This is a genomic window from Prochlorococcus sp. G5PB11 (assembly GCF_059772425.1).
In genome coordinates this window covers 958,731-976,499 of record NZ_CM186287.1, presented here as the reverse complement: position 1 = coordinate 976,499, position 17,769 = coordinate 958,731, and the positions used below count along the sequence as shown (strand labels likewise).

Below are 17,769 nucleotides of genomic sequence, written 5' to 3'. Positions count from 1 at the left end.
CCCCTCCCTTTCATCTTCCCCATTTTTAGTAAATCCCATGGTTTCTATACGTCCCGACGAGATCAGTTCAATTCTTAAACAGCAAATTGCTGATTATGATAAATCAGTATCTGTAAGCAATGTAGGTACTGTTTTACAAATTGGAGATGGTATCGCAAGAGTTTATGGACTTGAAAAGGTTATGGCAGGTGAGCTTGTTGAATTCGAGGATGGAACAGAAGGTATTGCATTAAACCTTGAAGATGACAATGTCGGTGTCGTTTTGATGGGTGAAGCTTTAGGAGTACAAGAGGGAAGCACTGTAAAAGCAACTGGAAAGATTGCTTCAGTTCCAGTTGGTGAGGCAATGCTAGGAAGAGTTGTTAACCCTCTTGGACAGCAAATAGATGGAAAAGGTGAGATGGCTACAACTGACTCAAGACTAATTGAGTCAATAGCTCCTGGAATTATTAAGAGGAAGTCAGTACATGAGCCTATGCAAACGGGAATAACATCCATTGATGCGATGATTCCTATTGGAAGAGGTCAGAGAGAGTTGATTATTGGAGATCGTCAAACAGGAAAAACTGCAATAGCAATCGATACAATAATCAATCAAAAAGGTCAAGATGTTGTTTGTGTCTATGTGGCCGTTGGTCAAAAACAAGCATCAGTGGCAAATGTAGTTGAAGTTCTGAAAGAAAAAGGAGCTTTGGATTACACAATTATTGTTAATGCAGGTGCATCTGAAGCTGCAGCTTTGCAATATTTAGCTCCTTATACAGGTGCAGCAATAGCAGAACACTTTATGTATCAAGGTAAGGCAACGCTAGTTATTTATGACGACTTAACCAAGCAAGCTCAGGCTTACAGGCAAATGTCATTACTTTTACGTCGTCCACCAGGTCGTGAAGCATATCCAGGAGATGTTTTTTATTGCCATAGTCGTTTACTAGAGAGGGCTGCAAAACTTTCTGATTCGATGGGTGCAGGATCAATGACCTCTTTGCCTATTATTGAAACGCAAGCAGGAGATGTTTCTGCTTATATCCCAACAAATGTTATTTCAATTACTGATGGTCAAATCTTCTTGAGCTCTGACTTATTTAACTCTGGATTAAGACCTGCAATTAACGTTGGTATTTCAGTTAGCCGAGTGGGAGGAGCTGCTCAAACGAAAGCTATTAAGAAAATAGCTGGTACTTTAAAACTTGAGCTAGCTCAGTTTGATGAACTTGCGGCATTCTCTCAATTTGCATCTGATCTTGATGAGGCTACTCAAAAGCAATTAGGTAGGGGAAAAAGACTAAGAGAACTACTTAAACAACCCCAATTTGATCCTCTGAATTTAGCTGAGCAAGTAGCTATTGTTTATGCAGGGGTTAAAGGATTGATTGATGAGGTACCTGAGGAGGAAGTTACAAAATTTGCTCGTGAATTGCGTGACTATCTAAAAACAAACAAGGCTGATTTTATTAATAATGTTCTCTCGGAAAAAGTATTAAGTGAAGCATCTGAATCAATGCTTAAAGACGCTATTAACGAGGTTAAATCCTCAATGCTTGCGGCTTAATCGCAAAGGCTATCTAAGAGAGAAAATTACCTATGGCTAACCTCAAGGACATACGAGACAGAATTGTATCTGTCAAAAACACAAGGAAAATCACAGAAGCGATGAGACTCGTTGCTGCTGCAAAAGTTCGGAGAGCGCAGGATCAGGTTCTAAGGAGTAGACCTTTTGCAGATCGATTGGCAAGGGTTTTAGAAAATATACAATCAAGGATGCAGTTTGAAGCTGCTGACTCTCCTCTGCTAAATAGGCGTGAAGTTAAGACAATCACACTCTTAGCTGTTACTGGGGATAGAGGATTATGTGGAGGTTACAATGCAAATATTATTAAACGAACAGAGAAACGCTATGCCGAATTAAAAAGTCAAGGATATAGTCCTGACTTAGTCTTAATCGGTAAGAAAGCAATAGGTTATTTCGAGAATAGATCTAGCATTTATAATATAAGAGCTACTTTTAAAGAATTAGAACAAGTTCCGACCTCTGATGATGCTAGCTCTATTACGAGTGAAGTATTAGCAGAATTTCTCTCCGAAAGTACCGATCGAGTAGAGGTTATTTATACTAAGTTCGTTAGTTTGGTTAGTTGTAACCCAACAATACAAACTCTTTTACCTTTAGATCCTCAAGGAATAGCAGATTCAGAAGATGAGATTTTTAGATTAACTACAAAAGATAGCCAACTAATTATTGAAAAAGATGCGGCTCCTTCGAATGAAGAACCAAAATTACCATCCGATATTGTTTTCGAACAAAGTCCTGATCAACTTTTGAATGCTCTTTTGCCTCTTTATTTACAGAATCAATTACTACGTGCGTTACAGGAGTCAGCTGCTTCAGAGTTGGCGAGTAGAATGACTGCAATGAATAACGCTAGTGATAACGCTAAGGAGTTGGCTAAAAACCTTACTATTGATTACAACAAGGCTAGACAAGCAGCAATTACACAAGAAATTTTAGAAGTTGTTGGTGGAGCTGCAGCTTAGTTTCTTCTTTTTATCTAATTTTGCAAATTCGCAAAGTATAAGTAATCAATAAAGTGAAACTTGAATTTATAGAATTGGACATTGATTGGCCTTATGAATTGAGCATAGTTGACTTAAAAAAACATATTTTATCTGTGCTAAAAGAATTTGGTGACCCACTAAGGTGGGCAATTACTTCAGTGACGACTCGTTCTGAAAAAAAAATCCAGATAATATCGGTGGAAGTTGTATTGATTATTAATCAGGATAAGGAGAAAGGCGTTAATCCCTGAATTGAATTGATCTTTTATGACTAATACTGATCCTTTCCCTACATTATTGATTATTCCTACAGGTATAGGGTGCAGTGTCGGTGGGTATGCAGGAGATGCAATACCCGTTGCAAGATTACTGGCTTCTGTGAGTGACTGTTTGATAACTCATCCCAATGTTATGAATGGTGGATCTTTGTATTGGCCAGATACTTGTATCCAATATGTAGAAGGTTATAGTTTAAATCTTTTTGCTGCTGGAGAAGTGTTTCTCAAGCCAGTAAGACAACAAAAAGTAGGTTTGCTATTAGATGCTGGTTTAGAGCCTGACTTAAAAAAAAGACATTTACAAGTTGCTGATGGCTGTATCGCAACCCTGGGTCTAGACATTGGTCCTGTAATTACAACTGAAAGAGCTATAAGAATGAATCTGAGGAAAGGTTTAAGTGGTTCAAGTTGGGGGAGTATAGAAGATTCAGATGTTCTTTTGAGAGCTGCCGAAAAACTGAAGAAAGCTGGTGCAACAGCAATTGCTGTAGTCACGCGTTTTCCTGATGATAGTGATGAATTAGAAACTCAACTTTATAGACAAGGTAATGGTGTTGATGTCATTGCGGGACTCGAGGCTGTAATCAGTCATTTCCTCGTAAAACATTTACTGATTCCTTGTGCCCATGCACCGGGGTTAGCTCCATTACCAATTGATTATGATCTAGACCCTCGAACCTCGGGAGAGGAGATTGGGTATACATTTTTGCAAAGTGTTTTAGTTGGTCTTAGTCGTGCACCCGATCTGATCGGTAAGTCAGCTATGAATACCAAAGATAATGCTTTTTCACAGGTGAAAACTTTATTAAGGAATAGTGATTTGGGAGCTGTTGTTGTTCCGCAGGGTGCATTGGGTGGCGAAGCAGTTTTGTCTTGCATCGAAAGATTTATTCCTTTAATAGTAGTTTCTAATCAAGGAGTATTAAATGTAAGCTCCAAAAAGATGAGGCTAGATTGCCTACCTGGCGATAAAGATAAGTATATTTTGTATGCTGATAATTATTTAGAGGCTGCGGGACTAATAACAGCTTTACGTCATGGGATTAATATTAAGTCACTACGAAGACCAATTGATTGCTTAAAAGAAATTAATGACGAAAAGAAGTAGATTCAAAGATTTATCTTGAGGCTATTGGTTTTTTCCACCCACTTCCAAAAGCTTGATGACTGATTTTCAACAAAGGAGGGGCTTGATAACGTTTGAATTCAGCTTTCTTTAATAAATTGGCGACTTGGAGAACTATCTTCTTATTAAAACCTTTTTCTATTAAAACTTCAGTTGGTAAATGCTGTTCAATCAACCCTTTTAGTATTGGATCAAGAATGAAATAATCCGGCAAAGAATCGCTATCTAATTGCTCTGGTCTTAATTCAGCACTTGGAGGCTTGCTTCTTATTTCAGAGCTTATGATTTCTCCTGTTTCTGGGAGGAAGAAATCATTTCTACAAGTAGATGATGACTCGCCATCTATCCAATCACATAGATCAAATACACTTGTCTTATAAAGATCTCCAATCACAGACAAGCCTCCGTTCATGTCTCCATAAAGGGTGCAATAACCTACAGCCAGTTCTGATTTATTCCCTGTAGATAGAAGTAAATGCTTCCTTTGATTTGCAAGAGCCATCAATATTGTTCCTCTAATACGAGATTGTAGATTTTCAGCTGTTATACCGGTTGGTATACCCCATATTGAATTAGATAAAACATCGTTAAAACTTTCCATTATAGCTGAGATCGGGATCCTTTGATGATTTATTCCAAGTCGATTAGCTAACGCCGTGGCATCCTTTACAGACCCTGCTGAACTCCATGGAGATGGCATTAAAATTGCATGAACTTTAGACTTGCCTAAAGCTGCGACTGCAATAGCGGCTACTAGTGCTGAGTCGATACCCCCACTTAATCCAATAACTGCACTTTTGAAATTACATTTCCTTGCATAATCTTTAACTCCAAGAACTAAAGCTCTGAAAAGAACTTCTTGTGATGTAGGAGTTTTACTCGATATCGAGGTTTTTTGCTTGAGGGAAGATATGTCACAAAGACTAATTGACTCTGTGAAGGCAGGAAGTTCATGCCGTAATTTTCCTTCGTTGTTAAGAGCAAAACTAGAACCGTCAAAAATTAATTCATCATTCCCTCCTACTTGATTTACATAGATCACGGGGCATGAAAGACGCATAGCTGCTTTGGCTGCTATGCGTTGGCGTAGTAAACTTTTAGCTTCAATAAAAGGAGAAGCTGAGAGATTGATCAGTAAATCTAATTTTTCTTGTTCTAGAGATCTTAAAGGGTCTTTCCCTTGGATTTTCTCATTTTGTAAGTTTTTCTCAACCCATATATCTTCACAAATAGTTATTCCAATCTTCCAGAGTTTTTTTTTGTGACTAAAATTTAAAATACTACTATTTTCTGCAGAACGAAAATAGCGTTTTTCATCAAACACATCGTATGTGGGTAGGAGTTGCTTCCTCGCAACGATTCTCCAGGAACCTTTTTCTAGAATAACAACTGAATTATAAAGTTTAGGAATTTCTTTATCTGGAGTTGGTTCTGCGATACCAATTAATAAAGATAAGTCTCGACTAAGATTACTTAATCTTTCGCTTAATTTGTTTAGGACATCTTTTTCTTCTTCGAACAGTTTTGGATTAAATAGTAAGTCTTTTGGAGGGTAGCCGATTAAAGAAAGCTCTGGTGTTATTACTAGATCAACATCCTCGTTTTTAATATCTTTACATACTTCAAATATTTTTTCTGCATTCCCATCAAGATCTCCAATGACTGGATTTAATTGGGCTAAGGCTAATTTCATTATCTGTTATCTCCCAGACCGTATAGATTTTCTTCAATTAGTAATGGAACAAGCTCTTGAGGGACAAGAACTTCCTGAGGCCTCTCTCTAAATTTTGAGCTTGATGATTGAGGTATATTAAAAGGCAATAGATCAATTTCACCACCAAGATTTTTAATTTCATCTAATTGATTATCGCTAATTGGCCATCCATCTCTCATTGTGATAGCTATTGCTGCTTTACTGAGAATAGACCTAGCATTGAGCCATTTTGGGATTTGAGCAGCTAAATCACTACCAATTACAAAACTTAACTTCGCTTCGGGCCATAGTTGAGAAGCTTTTTTTAGAGTATGAATTGTCCTAGGACTACTCAATTCTTGAACTAGCTCTAATTTAGGATTTGAAATTTTTTGTACAAGTATTCTTAAAAGCTGAGTTCTTTTTAGAAGAGGAATTTGATGTGTTTTATCAGGGTTATCACTTGCCCATGTTATGACTTTTGGGAAGATTTTTGTTAATTCATTCAACAAGGCCTCGTGACCTAAGGTAGGCGGATCAGCACTCGTCCCGAATAAAGCTATTGTGTTTGTTTTAGCTTTCATGGCAACAAATAATTCTTGTTTTTTGTCGTACTTGATGTAAGAAATTTAAAGTCACCAAGCATTATTCGAAAGTCTGTATTTTTTTTAAGAAGATAGTTCAACATTAATCGAGGTCGCCCATCTTTTTTATTTGTACCCCTTAAAAATTTATAAGCTGCGAGACGACCTATGATTTTTGTTGAATGAATCGCAAGAGTTGCTTGTGCAATGGCTATTAGAGCAGTGGGTGCAAGGCTTAATCCTCCCGTAAGAGGTGCAGCTAGTAACAGTATTTTCTTGAAAATGTTTAAAGTAAGTTGTATGCCTATTTGTGCCCCCCCCAGTAATGAATTTTGAAAACCAAGCTTTTTAACTAATTGTCTAGCGGATGGACCACCTACCTCTAAACCATATAATTTACTTAATTGGATAACAAGGGCACTATCAAAAGCAAGACCAGTAAGAAGATCAATCATTAAAAAGGGATTAATTGCTACTCCTGAGGCTTTTAAAGTTGCATATTTGCCGATTAAGCTTTGTGCTTCTGCTTTGTTTTTAAGTAGTCGATTCTCCTTAAGTGATTTGTATAAATAGTCTGCAATTCTAAGACTATTTACACAAATTAGTAATTCCCCGCTTTGATCGAGAATATCTTTAAGTTCATTCTTGAGAATATCAACTTTAGGTGTTTTTTTTTCACTTCTAACAGTTCCGTCTGGTTTTATTTTTGCTTGCCTTGGAGACGATGATACTAGAGAAATTTTAATTTTCTGTTTGCAAAATGATAATTTTCTGTGAATACTAGAGAGTATTAGCTTTGTCTCTTTTGCATTCCATTGATCACAACGATTTAAGACTATTAGTATAGGTTTATTATGCCTTAATAGCTGTTCAATAGAATTCAATTCGATTCGAGTTAGATCACTATCAATTACAAAGAGAATTAAATCTGTATCTAATATGTAATTAAAATGTATTTCTTCTTGATTAGTATTATTTATTTCATCTATACCCGGAGAATCTATTATTTCAACTTTGTTTAAGCTGCTAAATCTTTTCTCCAGCGTATAAGATTTAATAGTCTTTGTATTCCCGTTTAGCACATCGGTTGCAAAGATTTGCTTTCCAATTAATGCATTTAACAAGCTTGATTTCCCAACTCCAACTCGTCCATATACTGATATACGTAGTTCTTTTTTTTCTAATTTGTTTATTTGAACTTCTAGCTGATTTAAAATATCAGCAAACTTAGTTCTCTCGTAATTAGTAAGATTTAGGTTCTCTTTCCATTGATCAATGCAAAACTTGCATTTTGTAGCTATGTCTGTTTTGTTAATCATTTATTTGATTTTCTCCACCAACCAGCCAAAACCGCCAATACAGCTTCTGCTCCTATTAAACCAACAAATCCACCAAATTCATCTACCACAACTCTGACTCCGTTTTTGTCTTCATTAAAACCAATCAGTAGTCTATCTACTCGAATCATTTCTGGCACAAACTCTACATTTTCGCTTAGATCGTAAGGAGTTAAATGAGAGTCTCCTTGAAGTAAAGAGGCTAGAAGCTTTTCACGGTTAGCGACACCAACAACCTTGTCTACTTCTTCCCCTAATACTACCCACCATGTGGCATTATTTTCTAATAAATTTGATTTAACAGATTGCAAAGAAACTCTTCCTGGAAGTGTTGGAGCAGCAACGCGTGGAGTCATTAGATCTTTAGCCGTAAGATCATTAAGCTGAAAAACTTTGGATATCATTGCAGCCTCATCTGCTTCTATTTGACCTATTTGAGATCCCAGCCTGGCCATCTGTCTTATTTCTTCTTCGTCTGTTGTTAGCTCGCTCTTGGCAGTGATAATTGGTAGTAGACGTTCAAGAACTATTAGCAATGGACGCATAACTATACTTAAGAAATCAAGCACAGGCGCACTCGTTAAACTTATTTGCAATGCAAGCCTTGTACCTAGTGCTTTGGGTACGATTTCTCCAAGAAGTAAAACAAGAATGGTTAGACCAATAAAAAATATTGACTTTACATTTCCGATTCTATTTTGAAAAATAAAACTTGCGTAGCTACCAACCATTAAACTTCCAAAAATATTGAAACTGTTATTAGCAATGGTGACTACAGTTAGAGTTCTTCCAATTCGGTGACGTAATTTTTCTAATCTTCTAGCTCCCAGTACTTTTGGTTTCCTTCTGGCAAGCTCATGCACGCGTAATGGGTTGACAGCCAATAATGCTGCTTCTATCCCTGAGCACATTGCAGAACCCATTAAAATAACTGCGATTAGAGCAGTTAAGAGCAGAATGTCTTGGCTCATCCCCTAAAGATTTTTTAAATAGTAAGGATCTTTTGCTTTTATTTTTCCACTAAGTCAGTTCTCTTGCCATCCTAAAGAGTAAATAGGGTTATTTTTGTGGCTGATTCAAGCATTTTTCGTCGCCGTAGAGACATATTTCTGTCACATTTAGGAGAATATGCGGCCATTATCCCCGCTGCAGAACTCGTGACTCATCATGCAGATTGTGAATATCCTTTCAGGCAAAATAGTGATTTTTGGTACTTAACTGGTTTCGATGAGCCAAATGCAGTGGCATTGTTTTTACCTCATAAACCCAAGGGAGAGCAATATGTATTGTTCGTATTGCCAAAAGAGTCTGCAGCAGAAGTTTGGACTGGCTTTAGGTGGGGAATAAAAGGAGTTTTAGATAATTTTGATGTTGATATATCCCATCCTTTAAATGAATTACCAAACCTTTTGCCTCATTATTTAAAAGGAGCTGAAGGGATTGCGTTTCGAGTTGGAAAACATCCACATTTGGAACCTTTGGTTTTGAAAACTTGGTCTGAGCATTTACAAAAACTTCCTAGAAGTGGCTTTGCTCCGTTTTCAATGATTGCACCTTGCCCGATGCTTCATGACCTGAGACTTCGTAAGGATGAGTTTGAAATAGAAAGGATGCGTATTGCATCAAAAATTTCTGCAGAGGGTCATGAAATAGTTAGAGAATATGCACGCCCTGGGATGAATGAGAGAGATTTGCAAGCTCAAATAGAAAAATACTTTCTTGAAAAGGGGACAAGAGGTCCTGCTTATGGCTCAATAGTTGCTTCAGGTGACAATGCATGTGTACTTCATTACACGGCAAATAATTCACCAATAAGAGATGGAGAGCTTGTTTTGATAGACGCTGGTTGCTCTTTGGATGATTATTACAATGGCGACATAACAAGAACCTTTCCTGCTAATGGCAGGTTTTCTGGAGAACAAAAAGCTTTATATGAAATTACTCTCACAGCTCAAGAAGCCGCAATTCAATGTGTTCAACCAGGTGCTAGCGCCGAAAATGTACATATGACTGCCTTGAAGCATCTTGTTAAAGGTTTGGTTGATATAGGCCTGCTTGTTGGCGAAGTGGATTCGATCATTGAACAAGAAGCTTACTCTCATTTGTATATGCATCGAACAGGTCATTGGTTAGGTCTTGATGTTCATGATGTAGGGGCATATCGACTTGGTGATTATCATATGAAGCTTGAACCTGGAATGGTTTTAACAGTTGAACCTGGTATTTATATAAGTGATCGTTTAGCAGTACCCGAGGGGCAGCCTGAGATAGATGAGAGGTGGAAGGGTATTGGGATTCGCATTGAAGATGATGTTTTAGTAACAAAAAATTCTGTAGAAGTATTGAGTCGTAGTGCGATCAAGAATGTGAATGATTTGGAAAAATGATTGAATTCATTGAGAAAATTCCAAGAAAATCTGTTTAATTGAATGTCAATGAGGAATTAATCTTCCCAAATATTTTTCTACTTTCACAATCCCATCATTATCAAATAATAGAAAACCTTTTGAATTCCTAATCTAGTAATTCAAATAGGTCCTAGTTCCTGTTAGGTTATTATCTTGTTAGCTAGTAGAAAACTTAGAGATGATGGTTTCTGAAGAGGCTGGTACTGTGCAAGAAGATGTAACAAGTACTGAGGGAATCCCACAATCTGAAAACCAAGGGAAAGTTAGCTCTGAAGAGACAAAATCAGGTCGACCAAGTGCACTTGGAGGTGCTGCAGCATTGGCAACTGCAACGATAGATGCAGATGGAGTACCCTCGGGACATACACCAAAGGCAGATGAGGGAAGATTTTTATTGAAAATTCTTTGGTTGCCAGACAATGTAGCTTTGGCCGTTGATCAAATTGTTGGAGGAGGGCCTAGCCCACTTACAGCCTATTTCTTTTGGCCAAGAGAGGACGCATGGGAAACATTAAAGTCTCAATTAGAAGAAAAAAGTTGGATTACTGATAATGAAAGAGTGGAAGTTCTAAACAAAGCAACAGAGGTGATTAATTATTGGCAAGAGGAAGGAAAAGGAAAGACCTTAGAACAAGCCAAAATTAAATTCCCTGATGTAACTTTCTGTGGTACGGCATAAAAAAGTATTTGAACAAAATATTTGTTCAAGGGAAAAATTTTTTTTAAATTTTAGTCAGACTTTGAAGCATTAAACCATGCTTTAGCTTTGTTCAATGCTTCTTGAGCTTTTATTTTTTCGGGGGAGGTTTCTTTATCCTGAGTTTGACTTAGTTGATTTTTAGCTTGTTCTAATTCAGCTTCAGCTTTGGCAGAATCAATATTTTTACCCATCTCAGCTTTATTTACTAAAACTGTAACTTCATTGGATTCAACTTCTGCGAAGCCCCCACTTAGTGCGATTGAATTCCACGCTCCGTTTTTTAAAACCCTCAAAACACCAAAATCAATAGCAGTAACCATTGAAATGTGACCAGGTAGTACCCCCAATAGCCCTGTGGTGCTTGGAAGTATTATTTCATCAGCAGTATCATCGAACACGCTTTGGTCAGGAGCAAGAACTCGTAGAGTTAAAGACATATTTTTGGGTTTAGAAAAACGTTGACTTAGATGTAATTGTATATAGAAAAGATTTTTAACCTTTTGCTTCAGATTCTATTTTTTCTGCTTTAGCCTTTACTTCCTCGATGCTTCCAACAAGATAGAAGGCTTGCTCAGGTAAGTTATCCAGTTCTCCTGAAAGAATCATGTTAAAGCCTTTGATTGTATCTTCTAATTTCACATATTTACCAGACATACCAGTGAATATTTCAGCAACAAAGAATGGCTGAGATAGGAATTTCTCGATTTTGCGTGCACGATCGACTGTCTTTCTGTCTTCTTCTGAAAGTTCGTCCAATCCCAATATGGCAATGATGTCTTGCAATTCTTTGTATCTTTGAAGTGTTGATTGAACTGCTCTGGCAGTGCGGTAATGCTCATCACCTACAACAGATGGCTGTAGCATGGTGCTGGTGGAGTCAAGTGGGTCAACAGCAGGATAGATGCCTTTAGCTGCAAGAGCTCTCGCTAGAACAGTAGTAGCATCTAAATGAGCAAAAGTAGTTGCAGGAGCAGGATCTGTTAAGTCGTCAGCAGGAACATAAACAGCTTGAATTGAGGTAATAGATCCTTCAAGAGTGGAGGTGATTCTCTCCTGAAGCTCTCCTACGTCAGTACCTAAAGTTGGCTGATATCCAACAGCAGATGGCATACGACCTAATAATGCAGATACTTCTGATCCAGCCTGAACAAATCTGAAAATATTATCAATGAACAAAAGAACATCTTGTTTGTTTACATCACGAAAGTGTTCAGCCATCGTCAAAGCTGATAGGCCAACTCTCATTCTTGCCCCAGGGGGCTCATTCATTTGGCCAAAGCACAAGGCTACTTTTGACTTAGTTAGATCTTCTGAATTGATGACCCCAGATTCTTTGAATTCTTCGTATAAATCGTTACCTTCTCTTGTTCTTTCTCCTACTCCACCAAAAACTGATACTCCTCCATGTTCTTTAGCAATATTGTTAATTAGCTCTTGAATTAAAACTGTTTTTCCTACACCTGCTCCTCCAAACAGCCCAACTTTTCCACCTTGGCGGTAGGGAGCAAGTAAATCAATAACTTTAATACCAGTCTCGAATACTTTTGGCTTTGTTTCTAGGTCTGTGAGGCTTGGAGCTGAACGATGAATTGGAGAAGTTGTTACGTCCTTAAGGTCTCCCTGCTCATCTACGGGTTCTCCAAGAACATTGAAAATTCTTCCAAGGGTAGCTTCACCAACAGGTACTGAAATGGGAGCTCCTGTATCTATAGCTTCCATTCCTCTGACTAATCCGTCAGTTCCACTCATGGCAACGGCTCTGACTCGATGATCACCCAGTAATTGTTGAACCTCTGCAGTTAGTGCAACATCTTGCCCTGCAGGATTCTTGCCTTCAATCCTTAGTGCATTGAGAATTGAAGGGAGTTTGCCAGCTGGAAATTCAACATCTAAAACTGGACCAATTACTTGGCGAACAATACCCTTAGTTCCAACAGTAGTGGTAGCAGAAGCGGCCATAAGATAACTAGAAACTTTGTGAGCATGCTCTGATTTGCATACTCTTATCAGCGGCTTAGACTACCACTTCACAGGCGTTTTTTTTTCAGTGTTCGGTCAACCGCACAGAATATATGTGGTCTTGAGAGTGCTTAGATGCATAAATTAATACCGTTGGTAATGAGTAATACTCTTTATCGAGTCAGCGCTAAGCGCTTTTGTTTTTTTTGCTACTGCACTAATTTATGGCAGCTGTATCTCTCAGCGTCTCCACTGTCAAACCACTCGGAGACCGTGTATTTGTAAAAGTTTCTGAATCAGAAGAGAAGACTGCGGGGGGCATACTGCTTCCCGACACTGCTAAAGAGAAACCTCAAGTCGGTGAAGTTGCTCAGGTTGGTCCTGGAAAACGTAACGAAGACGGTTCACGTCAATCTCCAGAAGTAAGTGTTGGAGACAAGGTTCTCTACAGTAAGTACGCAGGTACTGATATCAAGCTTGGCAGCGATGAATACGTACTTCTCTCCGAGAAAGATATTCTTGCTGTCGTCAATTAGATCTCAGCTTTTGCTGAAGTCAAAACCCAAAACTTTTCGAAATTAAAGGAAATCGCCTCTTATGGCTAAGCGCATCATTTACAACGAGCAAGCCCGCCGAGCACTCGAGCGTGGTATTGACATTTTGGCTGAATCAGTCGCCGTCACTTTGGGACCTAAAGGTCGGAATGTTGTTCTCGAGAAAAAGTTTGGTGCACCTCAAATAATTAATGATGGTGTAACAATCGCAAAAGAAATAGAGCTCGAAGATCACATCGAAAACACAGGTGTTGCTCTAATTCGTCAAGCTGCTTCAAAAACCAATGATGCGGCTGGAGATGGCACTACCACTGCAACTGTTCTTGCTCATGCAATGGTTAAAGCTGGTTTGAAAAATGTTGCAGCAGGAGCTAATGCAATTACTTTGAAAAAAGGAATTGATAAGGCAACAGAATTTTTGGTTGAAAAAATCAAAGACCATTCCAAGCCCATTAGTGACAGCAATGCAATTGCTCAATGCGGAACCATAGCTGCTGGCAATGATGAAGAAGTTGGCAAGATGATTGCTGATGCAATGGATAAAGTTGGAAAAGAAGGTGTTATCTCCCTAGAAGAGGGCAAGTCAATGACCACTGAATTAGAGGTCACTGAAGGAATGCGTTTTGATAAGGGATATATCTCCCCTTACTTTGCAACTGACACTGAAAGAATGGAAGCAGTGTTGGATGAACCTTACATACTTCTAACCGACAAAAAAATTGGTTTAGTTCAAGATCTTGTTCCTGTATTAGAGCAAGTTGCCAAAACTGGTAAGCCTCTCCTAATAATTGCTGAAGACATTGAAAAAGAAGCTTTAGCTACATTGGTGGTTAATAGACTTAGAGGAGTCTTAAACGTTGCAGCTGTTAAAGCTCCTGGTTTTGGAGATCGCAGAAAAGCGATGCTTGAAGATATGGCTGTCCTGACAAATGGCCAACTTATAACTGAGGATGCAGGTTTAAAACTTGAAAATGCCACTCTTGATATGCTTGGTACTTCAAGGCGGGTAACAATTAATAAGGACACATCCACAATTGTTGCTGAAGGTAATGAAGTAGCTGTTAATGCTAGATGTGAACAAATCAAGAAGCAGATGGATGAGACCGACTCAACCTATGATAAAGAAAAGCTTCAAGAAAGATTAGCTAAACTCTCTGGTGGAGTTGCTGTAGTGAAGGTTGGTGCTGCGACCGAAACTGAGATGAAAGACAAAAAACTTCGTTTAGAGGATGCAATTAACGCCACTAAAGCTGCAGTTGAAGAAGGAATTGTTCCTGGTGGTGGAACAACACTCGCTCATTTGGCTCCTGCCTTGGGTGATTGGTCTTCCTCGAATCTCTCTGGGGAAGAATTAATTGGAGCAAATATTGTTGAAGCGGCTCTTACTTCTCCATTAATGCGAATAGCTGAGAATGCTGGGGCTAATGGAGCAGTTGTTGCAGAGAATGTTAAATCAAAACCAGTCAATGATGGCTACAATGCCGCAACAGGTGAATATGTAGACATGCTTTCTGCTGGAATTGTTGATCCAGCAAAGGTAACCCGCTCAGGTTTGCAAAATGCTGCCTCAATTGCAGGAATGGTTCTCACTACTGAGTGCATAGTCGCTGATTTACCTGAGAAAAAAGAGGCTTCCCCAGCAGGTGGTGGTATGGGTGGTGATTTTGATTATTGATTAACTTCTGAATCAAAAGAAACTTTAATTTCAATGAGGGTCAGGGCTTATACCTTGTCCCTTTTTTGTTGCTTACCTGTAAATGGTTGTGGAAAATGTCATAACAAACCTTAAGCAAAAAATTAGAAAAGTTTTGATTATTTTGCCTGGTTAGTATTGGGATATTTTATCAATTTCTCTTTTTTGTTTAAAAACAAATATTTTCTAGAAAGGTGTGGCAGTAGGAATATAGTTCTTTTGAAGACTATTCAATAATAATATTTAGAAGGCTAAAAAATAATGTAAGAGTAAGTCTGAAATTTATTTTAACCAACCTGCGCTAAGAATAACTGCGAGGGCTAAAAATAAGATAAGGCATGTCCATGTCGCTCTATTTAATGTAGATTCTGCGCTACTGGCACTTGTGAACATAGAACTTCCGCTAGATGCAAGGCCACCCATACCATCGCCTTTTGGGCTATGAAGAAGAACTAATAGTATTAGAAAAACCCCTAAAATTGCCCAAGCCCAAGATAAAAGAGGAATGATCATTTTTGTTTTTAATTATGCAGGTTGAGGAATAAGATTTGTTTTTTTAGGTAAGTTAATCGGCTCAATAAGTGTTTTGCCAGTCATTGCTTTTGGTTTTGGTAAATTTAACAAGTGTAAAAGAGTAGGAGCCAAGTCAGATAATCCTCCTCCAGACTCTCTGAGTTTTATATCATTCCCGTATCCACTCAATTTACGTTTTTCACCTTCAACAAGTATGACAGGGACAGGATTTGTTGTGTGGGCGGTCCATGGTTGGCCATCTGGGCCAACCATAACCTCAGAATTACCATGATCAGCTGTTATTAAAATAGATCCTCCTAGCTTCCCTATTGAATTTAATAATCTTCCAAGGCAGCTATCTACTTTTTCATTAGCTTTTATTGCAGCTGAAATTATTCCAGAATGTCCAACCATATCTGGATTAGCAAAATTAATTACCACTAAAGAGTAAATTCCACTTTCAATTGCTTTGATGCAACTTTCGGTCAGCTCATCAGCTGACATCTCAGGTTGAAGATCGTATGTTGCCACTCTTGGAGAGGGCACAAGGTGTCTTACCTCTCCTTTTAATGGTTTCTCAATTCCTCCATTTAAAAAATATGTTACGTGTGGATATTTTTCAGTTTCAGCTGTTCGATATTGATTTAAACCATTATCAGAAACTACTTGTCCTAATAAATCATTTAATGGCTCAGGTGGAAAAGCAACTGAGACAGGAAGACCTGATTCGTATTGTGTAAAGGTAAGGACGTCAATATCTATTTTTTTCTTTCTTTCAAATCCGTCAAAATCTTTTAACTTAATCGCCTTTACTAATTGCCTAGCTCTATCAGGGCGAAAATTAAAAAAAACTACTCCATCCCCATCTTTTAAGAAAGAGGAAGATAGCCTAATTGGTTCAATAAATTCATCAGTAATTCCTTCTTCATAGCTTTTATTTAAACTTTCTTCTGCTGAAAGATCGCTAATTATGAAGTCTGGATCTGTAAGTAATTCATAGGCTTTTAATGTTCTTTCCCATCGATTATCTCGATCCATAGCCCAATATCTGCCGCATATAGATGCAATCTCGCCCACTCCCGTTGATTTGATTTTGCTTTCTATTGTTTTAATATATTTAGAGGCACTCTTTGCAGAGGTATCTCTACCATCCGTGAATAAGTGCAATGAGAGGTTTTCCAGCCCCTTTTTAGCAGCCCATTCAATTAAGCCGCATAAATGAGTGATGTGGCTGTGAACCCCTCCATCAGAACAAAGTCCCATGATATGGAGAGTGCCTTTTTTCTTTTTTAAATTTTTAGAAAAATCATTAAGAGCATGATTTTCAATTAATTTATTTTCTTTGACTGTATTGGATATTCGAACCAATTCTTGTTGAATTATTCTTCCTGCTCCAATAGTTAGATGCCCAACTTCAGAGTTGCCCATTTGCTCATCTGGTAGCCCAACATCCCCACCACTGGCTTCTATAAGAGTATGAGGATAAGCATGCCATAAGGCATCAAAGACTGGCGTTGAGGCCTGTTTTACTGCATTATTTTCAATTTCTTCTCTATGACCCCAACCGTCAAGTATCGCCAGCACGACTGGTGCTACTTTCCCTTTGTTCATTGAAACAGCGGTGTTTCTGCTTGGCATTCAAAGAAATTTGTTTCTTTTGATGGTTTTCTTTCGTATTAAATTACTTCCTAATAGGTAAACAGGCTAATTCTTTGATGTTTGGTTAGCTTTTCCCTATTAGATTAAAAAAGTATTTAAGTTATTCCTAAGAAAAAATAAAATTTTTAGGACTTTAAAATATGCCAGATAAAGCCATAAAAAAAGAGAAAGAAATCCTTTCAGAAAAAGAACTTGATAGAACCATCAAAAGATTGGCTTCTCAAATTTTGGAAAAGATCCCAAGTATTAGTTCATTATTGCTAGTTGGAATTCCAACTAGAGGGGTTCATTTGTCTAGATTGTTAGCAAAATCTTTAGAGGAATTATCTGGTCAGCCAGTCGAAAATGGATGTTTAGACCCTACTTTTCATAGAGATGATCTTCCTAGAGTTGGGGCTAGAATAGCTCAAGTGACAGATTTACCCTCCTCTGTTGATGATAGAGAGGTAGTTTTAATAGATGATGTGATTTATACCGGTAGAACTATCAAAGCTGCATTAGAAGCTCTTAATTTATGGGGCCGAGCAACAAGAGTTACGCTTCTTGCGATGGTTGATAGAGGCCATAGAGAAGTTCCTATTCAACCAGATTTTTGTGGGCGTGTGGTTCCCACTAGTAAAGATGAGACTATTGAACTCAGATTAAAAGAGGTTGACGGAGAAGCAGGTATTTTTTTATGTAAAAAACTTTAAATGATTAATATTAAAAA

Annotated in this window: 17 protein-coding genes; 9 read left to right on the top strand and 8 right to left on the bottom strand. The window is 38.0% G+C overall.

Annotated features, from left to right (window positions below; all coding sequences use genetic code 11):
- The first annotated feature begins 37 nt into the window (after positions 1-37).
- The 4 genes from atpA to AC6EI0_RS05925 are packed head-to-tail and all read left to right on the top strand — an operon-like array spanning position 38 to position 3,942.
- A complete protein-coding gene (gene atpA / locus AC6EI0_RS05940; RefSeq protein ID WP_498461456.1) occupies positions 38-1,552 on the top strand; it encodes a F0F1 ATP synthase subunit alpha in 1,515 nt (504 codons plus the stop codon).
- 32 nt (positions 1,553-1,584) lie between these two features.
- The gene (locus AC6EI0_RS05935) at positions 1,585-2,535 is read left to right on the top strand and encodes a F0F1 ATP synthase subunit gamma (protein WP_498521727.1); all 951 of its coding nucleotides are present in this window, start codon (positions 1,585-1,587) and stop codon (positions 2,533-2,535) included.
- A gap of 53 nt (positions 2,536-2,588) precedes the next feature.
- Positions 2,589-2,807, top strand: a complete 219-nt coding sequence (locus AC6EI0_RS05930) for a DUF8621 family protein (RefSeq protein ID WP_498521726.1) — start codon at positions 2,589-2,591, stop codon at positions 2,805-2,807.
- A gap of 16 nt (positions 2,808-2,823) precedes the next feature.
- Positions 2,824-3,942 (top strand): DUF3326 domain-containing protein, encoded by a 1,119-nt coding sequence (locus tag AC6EI0_RS05925; RefSeq protein WP_498521725.1) that lies wholly within the window; start codon positions 2,824-2,826, stop codon positions 3,940-3,942.
- 10 nt (positions 3,943-3,952) lie between these two features.
- On the opposite strand, the gene AC6EI0_RS05920 is transcribed toward AC6EI0_RS05925, so the two are convergent.
- The 4 genes from AC6EI0_RS05920 to AC6EI0_RS05905 are packed head-to-tail and all read right to left on the bottom strand — an operon-like array spanning position 3,953 to position 8,545.
- Positions 3,953-5,653: an NAD+ synthase gene (locus tag AC6EI0_RS05920; RefSeq protein WP_498521724.1), complete on the bottom strand. Its 1,701-nt coding sequence runs from the start codon at positions 5,651-5,653 to the stop codon at positions 3,953-3,955.
- Complete coding sequence (locus AC6EI0_RS05915; protein WP_498521723.1) at positions 5,653-6,237, bottom strand: nicotinate-nucleotide adenylyltransferase; 585 nt, start codon at positions 6,235-6,237, stop codon at positions 5,653-5,655. Before AC6EI0_RS05915 ends, AC6EI0_RS05920 begins: the two co-directional genes overlap by 1 nt.
- On the bottom strand, positions 6,234-7,556 hold the full coding sequence (locus AC6EI0_RS05910; protein WP_498521722.1) for a GTP-binding protein: 1,323 nt from the start codon (positions 7,554-7,556) through the stop codon (positions 6,234-6,236). The genes AC6EI0_RS05915 and AC6EI0_RS05910 overlap by 4 nt, the downstream gene beginning before the upstream one ends.
- Positions 7,553-8,545: a CNNM domain-containing protein gene (locus tag AC6EI0_RS05905; protein WP_498521721.1), complete on the bottom strand. Its 993-nt coding sequence runs from the start codon at positions 8,543-8,545 to the stop codon at positions 7,553-7,555. Before AC6EI0_RS05905 ends, AC6EI0_RS05910 begins: the two co-directional genes overlap by 4 nt.
- 96 nt (positions 8,546-8,641) lie before the next feature.
- Here AC6EI0_RS05905 and AC6EI0_RS05900 point away from each other — a divergent pair, with 96 nt between their 5' ends.
- Both AC6EI0_RS05900 and AC6EI0_RS05895 read left to right on the top strand, forming a co-directional pair.
- A complete protein-coding gene (locus AC6EI0_RS05900) occupies positions 8,642-9,961 on the top strand; it encodes an aminopeptidase P N-terminal domain-containing protein (protein ID WP_498521720.1) in 1,320 nt (439 codons plus the stop codon).
- Positions 9,962-10,160: 199 nt separating this feature from the next.
- Positions 10,161-10,661, top strand: a complete 501-nt coding sequence (locus AC6EI0_RS05895) for a 30S ribosomal protein PSRP-3 (RefSeq protein WP_498519822.1) — start codon at positions 10,161-10,163, stop codon at positions 10,659-10,661.
- 50 nt (positions 10,662-10,711) lie between these two features.
- Here AC6EI0_RS05895 and atpC read toward each other — a convergent pair whose 3' ends face one another.
- Together atpC and atpD are read right to left on the bottom strand one after the other, a co-directional pair.
- The gene (gene atpC / locus AC6EI0_RS05890; RefSeq protein WP_498521719.1) at positions 10,712-11,119 is read right to left on the bottom strand and encodes an ATP synthase F1 subunit epsilon; all 408 of its coding nucleotides are present in this window, start codon (positions 11,117-11,119) and stop codon (positions 10,712-10,714) included.
- A gap of 55 nt (positions 11,120-11,174) precedes the next feature.
- A complete protein-coding gene (atpD, locus tag AC6EI0_RS05885; RefSeq protein WP_498461445.1) occupies positions 11,175-12,641 on the bottom strand; it encodes a F0F1 ATP synthase subunit beta in 1,467 nt (488 codons plus the stop codon).
- Positions 12,642-12,865: 224 nt separating this feature from the next.
- Between atpD and groES the strand changes: the two genes are divergently transcribed.
- Positions 12,866-13,177, top strand: a complete 312-nt coding sequence (gene groES, locus AC6EI0_RS05880; RefSeq protein ID WP_011295315.1) for a co-chaperone GroES — start codon at positions 12,866-12,868, stop codon at positions 13,175-13,177.
- A 61-nt stretch (positions 13,178-13,238) separates the two neighbouring features.
- On the top strand, positions 13,239-14,870 hold the full coding sequence (gene groL / locus AC6EI0_RS05875; protein ID WP_498461444.1) for a chaperonin GroEL: 1,632 nt from the start codon (positions 13,239-13,241) through the stop codon (positions 14,868-14,870).
- A gap of 300 nt (positions 14,871-15,170) precedes the next feature.
- On the opposite strand, the gene secG is transcribed toward groL, so the two are convergent.
- Both secG and gpmI read right to left on the bottom strand, forming a co-directional pair.
- Positions 15,171-15,401 carry a preprotein translocase subunit SecG gene (secG, locus tag AC6EI0_RS05870; RefSeq protein ID WP_498519818.1) on the bottom strand — a complete coding sequence of 77 codons (231 nt, stop codon included), beginning with the start codon at positions 15,399-15,401 and terminating at the stop codon, positions 15,171-15,173.
- A gap of 12 nt (positions 15,402-15,413) precedes the next feature.
- Positions 15,414-17,039 carry a 2,3-bisphosphoglycerate-independent phosphoglycerate mutase gene (gene gpmI, locus AC6EI0_RS05865; RefSeq protein WP_498521718.1) on the bottom strand — a complete coding sequence of 542 codons (1,626 nt, stop codon included), beginning with the start codon at positions 17,037-17,039 and terminating at the stop codon, positions 15,414-15,416.
- A 161-nt stretch (positions 17,040-17,200) separates the two neighbouring features.
- On the opposite strand from gpmI, the gene pyrR reads away from it, so the two are divergent.
- A complete protein-coding gene (pyrR, locus tag AC6EI0_RS05860; protein WP_498521717.1) occupies positions 17,201-17,752 on the top strand; it encodes a bifunctional pyr operon transcriptional regulator/uracil phosphoribosyltransferase PyrR in 552 nt (183 codons plus the stop codon).
- The last annotated feature ends 17 nt before the right edge of the window (positions 17,753-17,769 follow it).

Excerpts from the sequence above, each read along its gene's own strand:
- atpA (WP_498461456.1), top strand. The coding sequence starts at position 38 with ATGGTTTCTATACGTCCCGACGAGATCAGTTCAATTCTTAAACAGCAA.
- AC6EI0_RS05935 (WP_498521727.1), top strand. The coding sequence starts at position 1,585 with ATGGCTAACCTCAAGGACATACGAGACAGAATTGTATCTGTCAAAAAC.
- AC6EI0_RS05925 (WP_498521725.1), top strand. The coding sequence starts at position 2,824 with ATGACTAATACTGATCCTTTCCCTACATTATTGATTATTCCTACAGGT.
- AC6EI0_RS05920 (WP_498521724.1), bottom strand. The coding sequence starts at position 5,653 with ATGAAATTAGCCTTAGCCCAATTAAATCCAGTCATTGGAGATCTTGAT.
- AC6EI0_RS05915 (WP_498521723.1), bottom strand. The coding sequence starts at position 6,237 with ATGAAAGCTAAAACAAACACAATAGCTTTATTCGGGACGAGTGCTGAT.
- AC6EI0_RS05910 (WP_498521722.1), bottom strand. The coding sequence starts at position 7,556 with ATGATTAACAAAACAGACATAGCTACAAAATGCAAGTTTTGCATTGAT.
- AC6EI0_RS05905 (WP_498521721.1), bottom strand. The coding sequence starts at position 8,545 with ATGAGCCAAGACATTCTGCTCTTAACTGCTCTAATCGCAGTTATTTTA.
- AC6EI0_RS05895 (WP_498519822.1), top strand. The coding sequence starts at position 10,161 with ATGATGGTTTCTGAAGAGGCTGGTACTGTGCAAGAAGATGTAACAAGT.
- atpC (WP_498521719.1), bottom strand. The coding sequence starts at position 11,119 with ATGTCTTTAACTCTACGAGTTCTTGCTCCTGACCAAAGCGTGTTCGAT.
- atpD (WP_498461445.1), bottom strand. The coding sequence starts at position 12,641 with ATGGCCGCTTCTGCTACCACTACTGTTGGAACTAAGGGTATTGTTCGC.
- groES (WP_011295315.1), top strand. The coding sequence starts at position 12,866 with ATGGCAGCTGTATCTCTCAGCGTCTCCACTGTCAAACCACTCGGAGAC.
- groL (WP_498461444.1), top strand. The coding sequence starts at position 13,239 with ATGGCTAAGCGCATCATTTACAACGAGCAAGCCCGCCGAGCACTCGAG.
- secG (WP_498519818.1), bottom strand. The coding sequence starts at position 15,401 with ATGATCATTCCTCTTTTATCTTGGGCTTGGGCAATTTTAGGGGTTTTT.
- gpmI (WP_498521718.1), bottom strand. The coding sequence starts at position 17,039 with ATGCCAAGCAGAAACACCGCTGTTTCAATGAACAAAGGGAAAGTAGCA.
- pyrR (WP_498521717.1), top strand. The coding sequence starts at position 17,201 with ATGCCAGATAAAGCCATAAAAAAAGAGAAAGAAATCCTTTCAGAAAAA.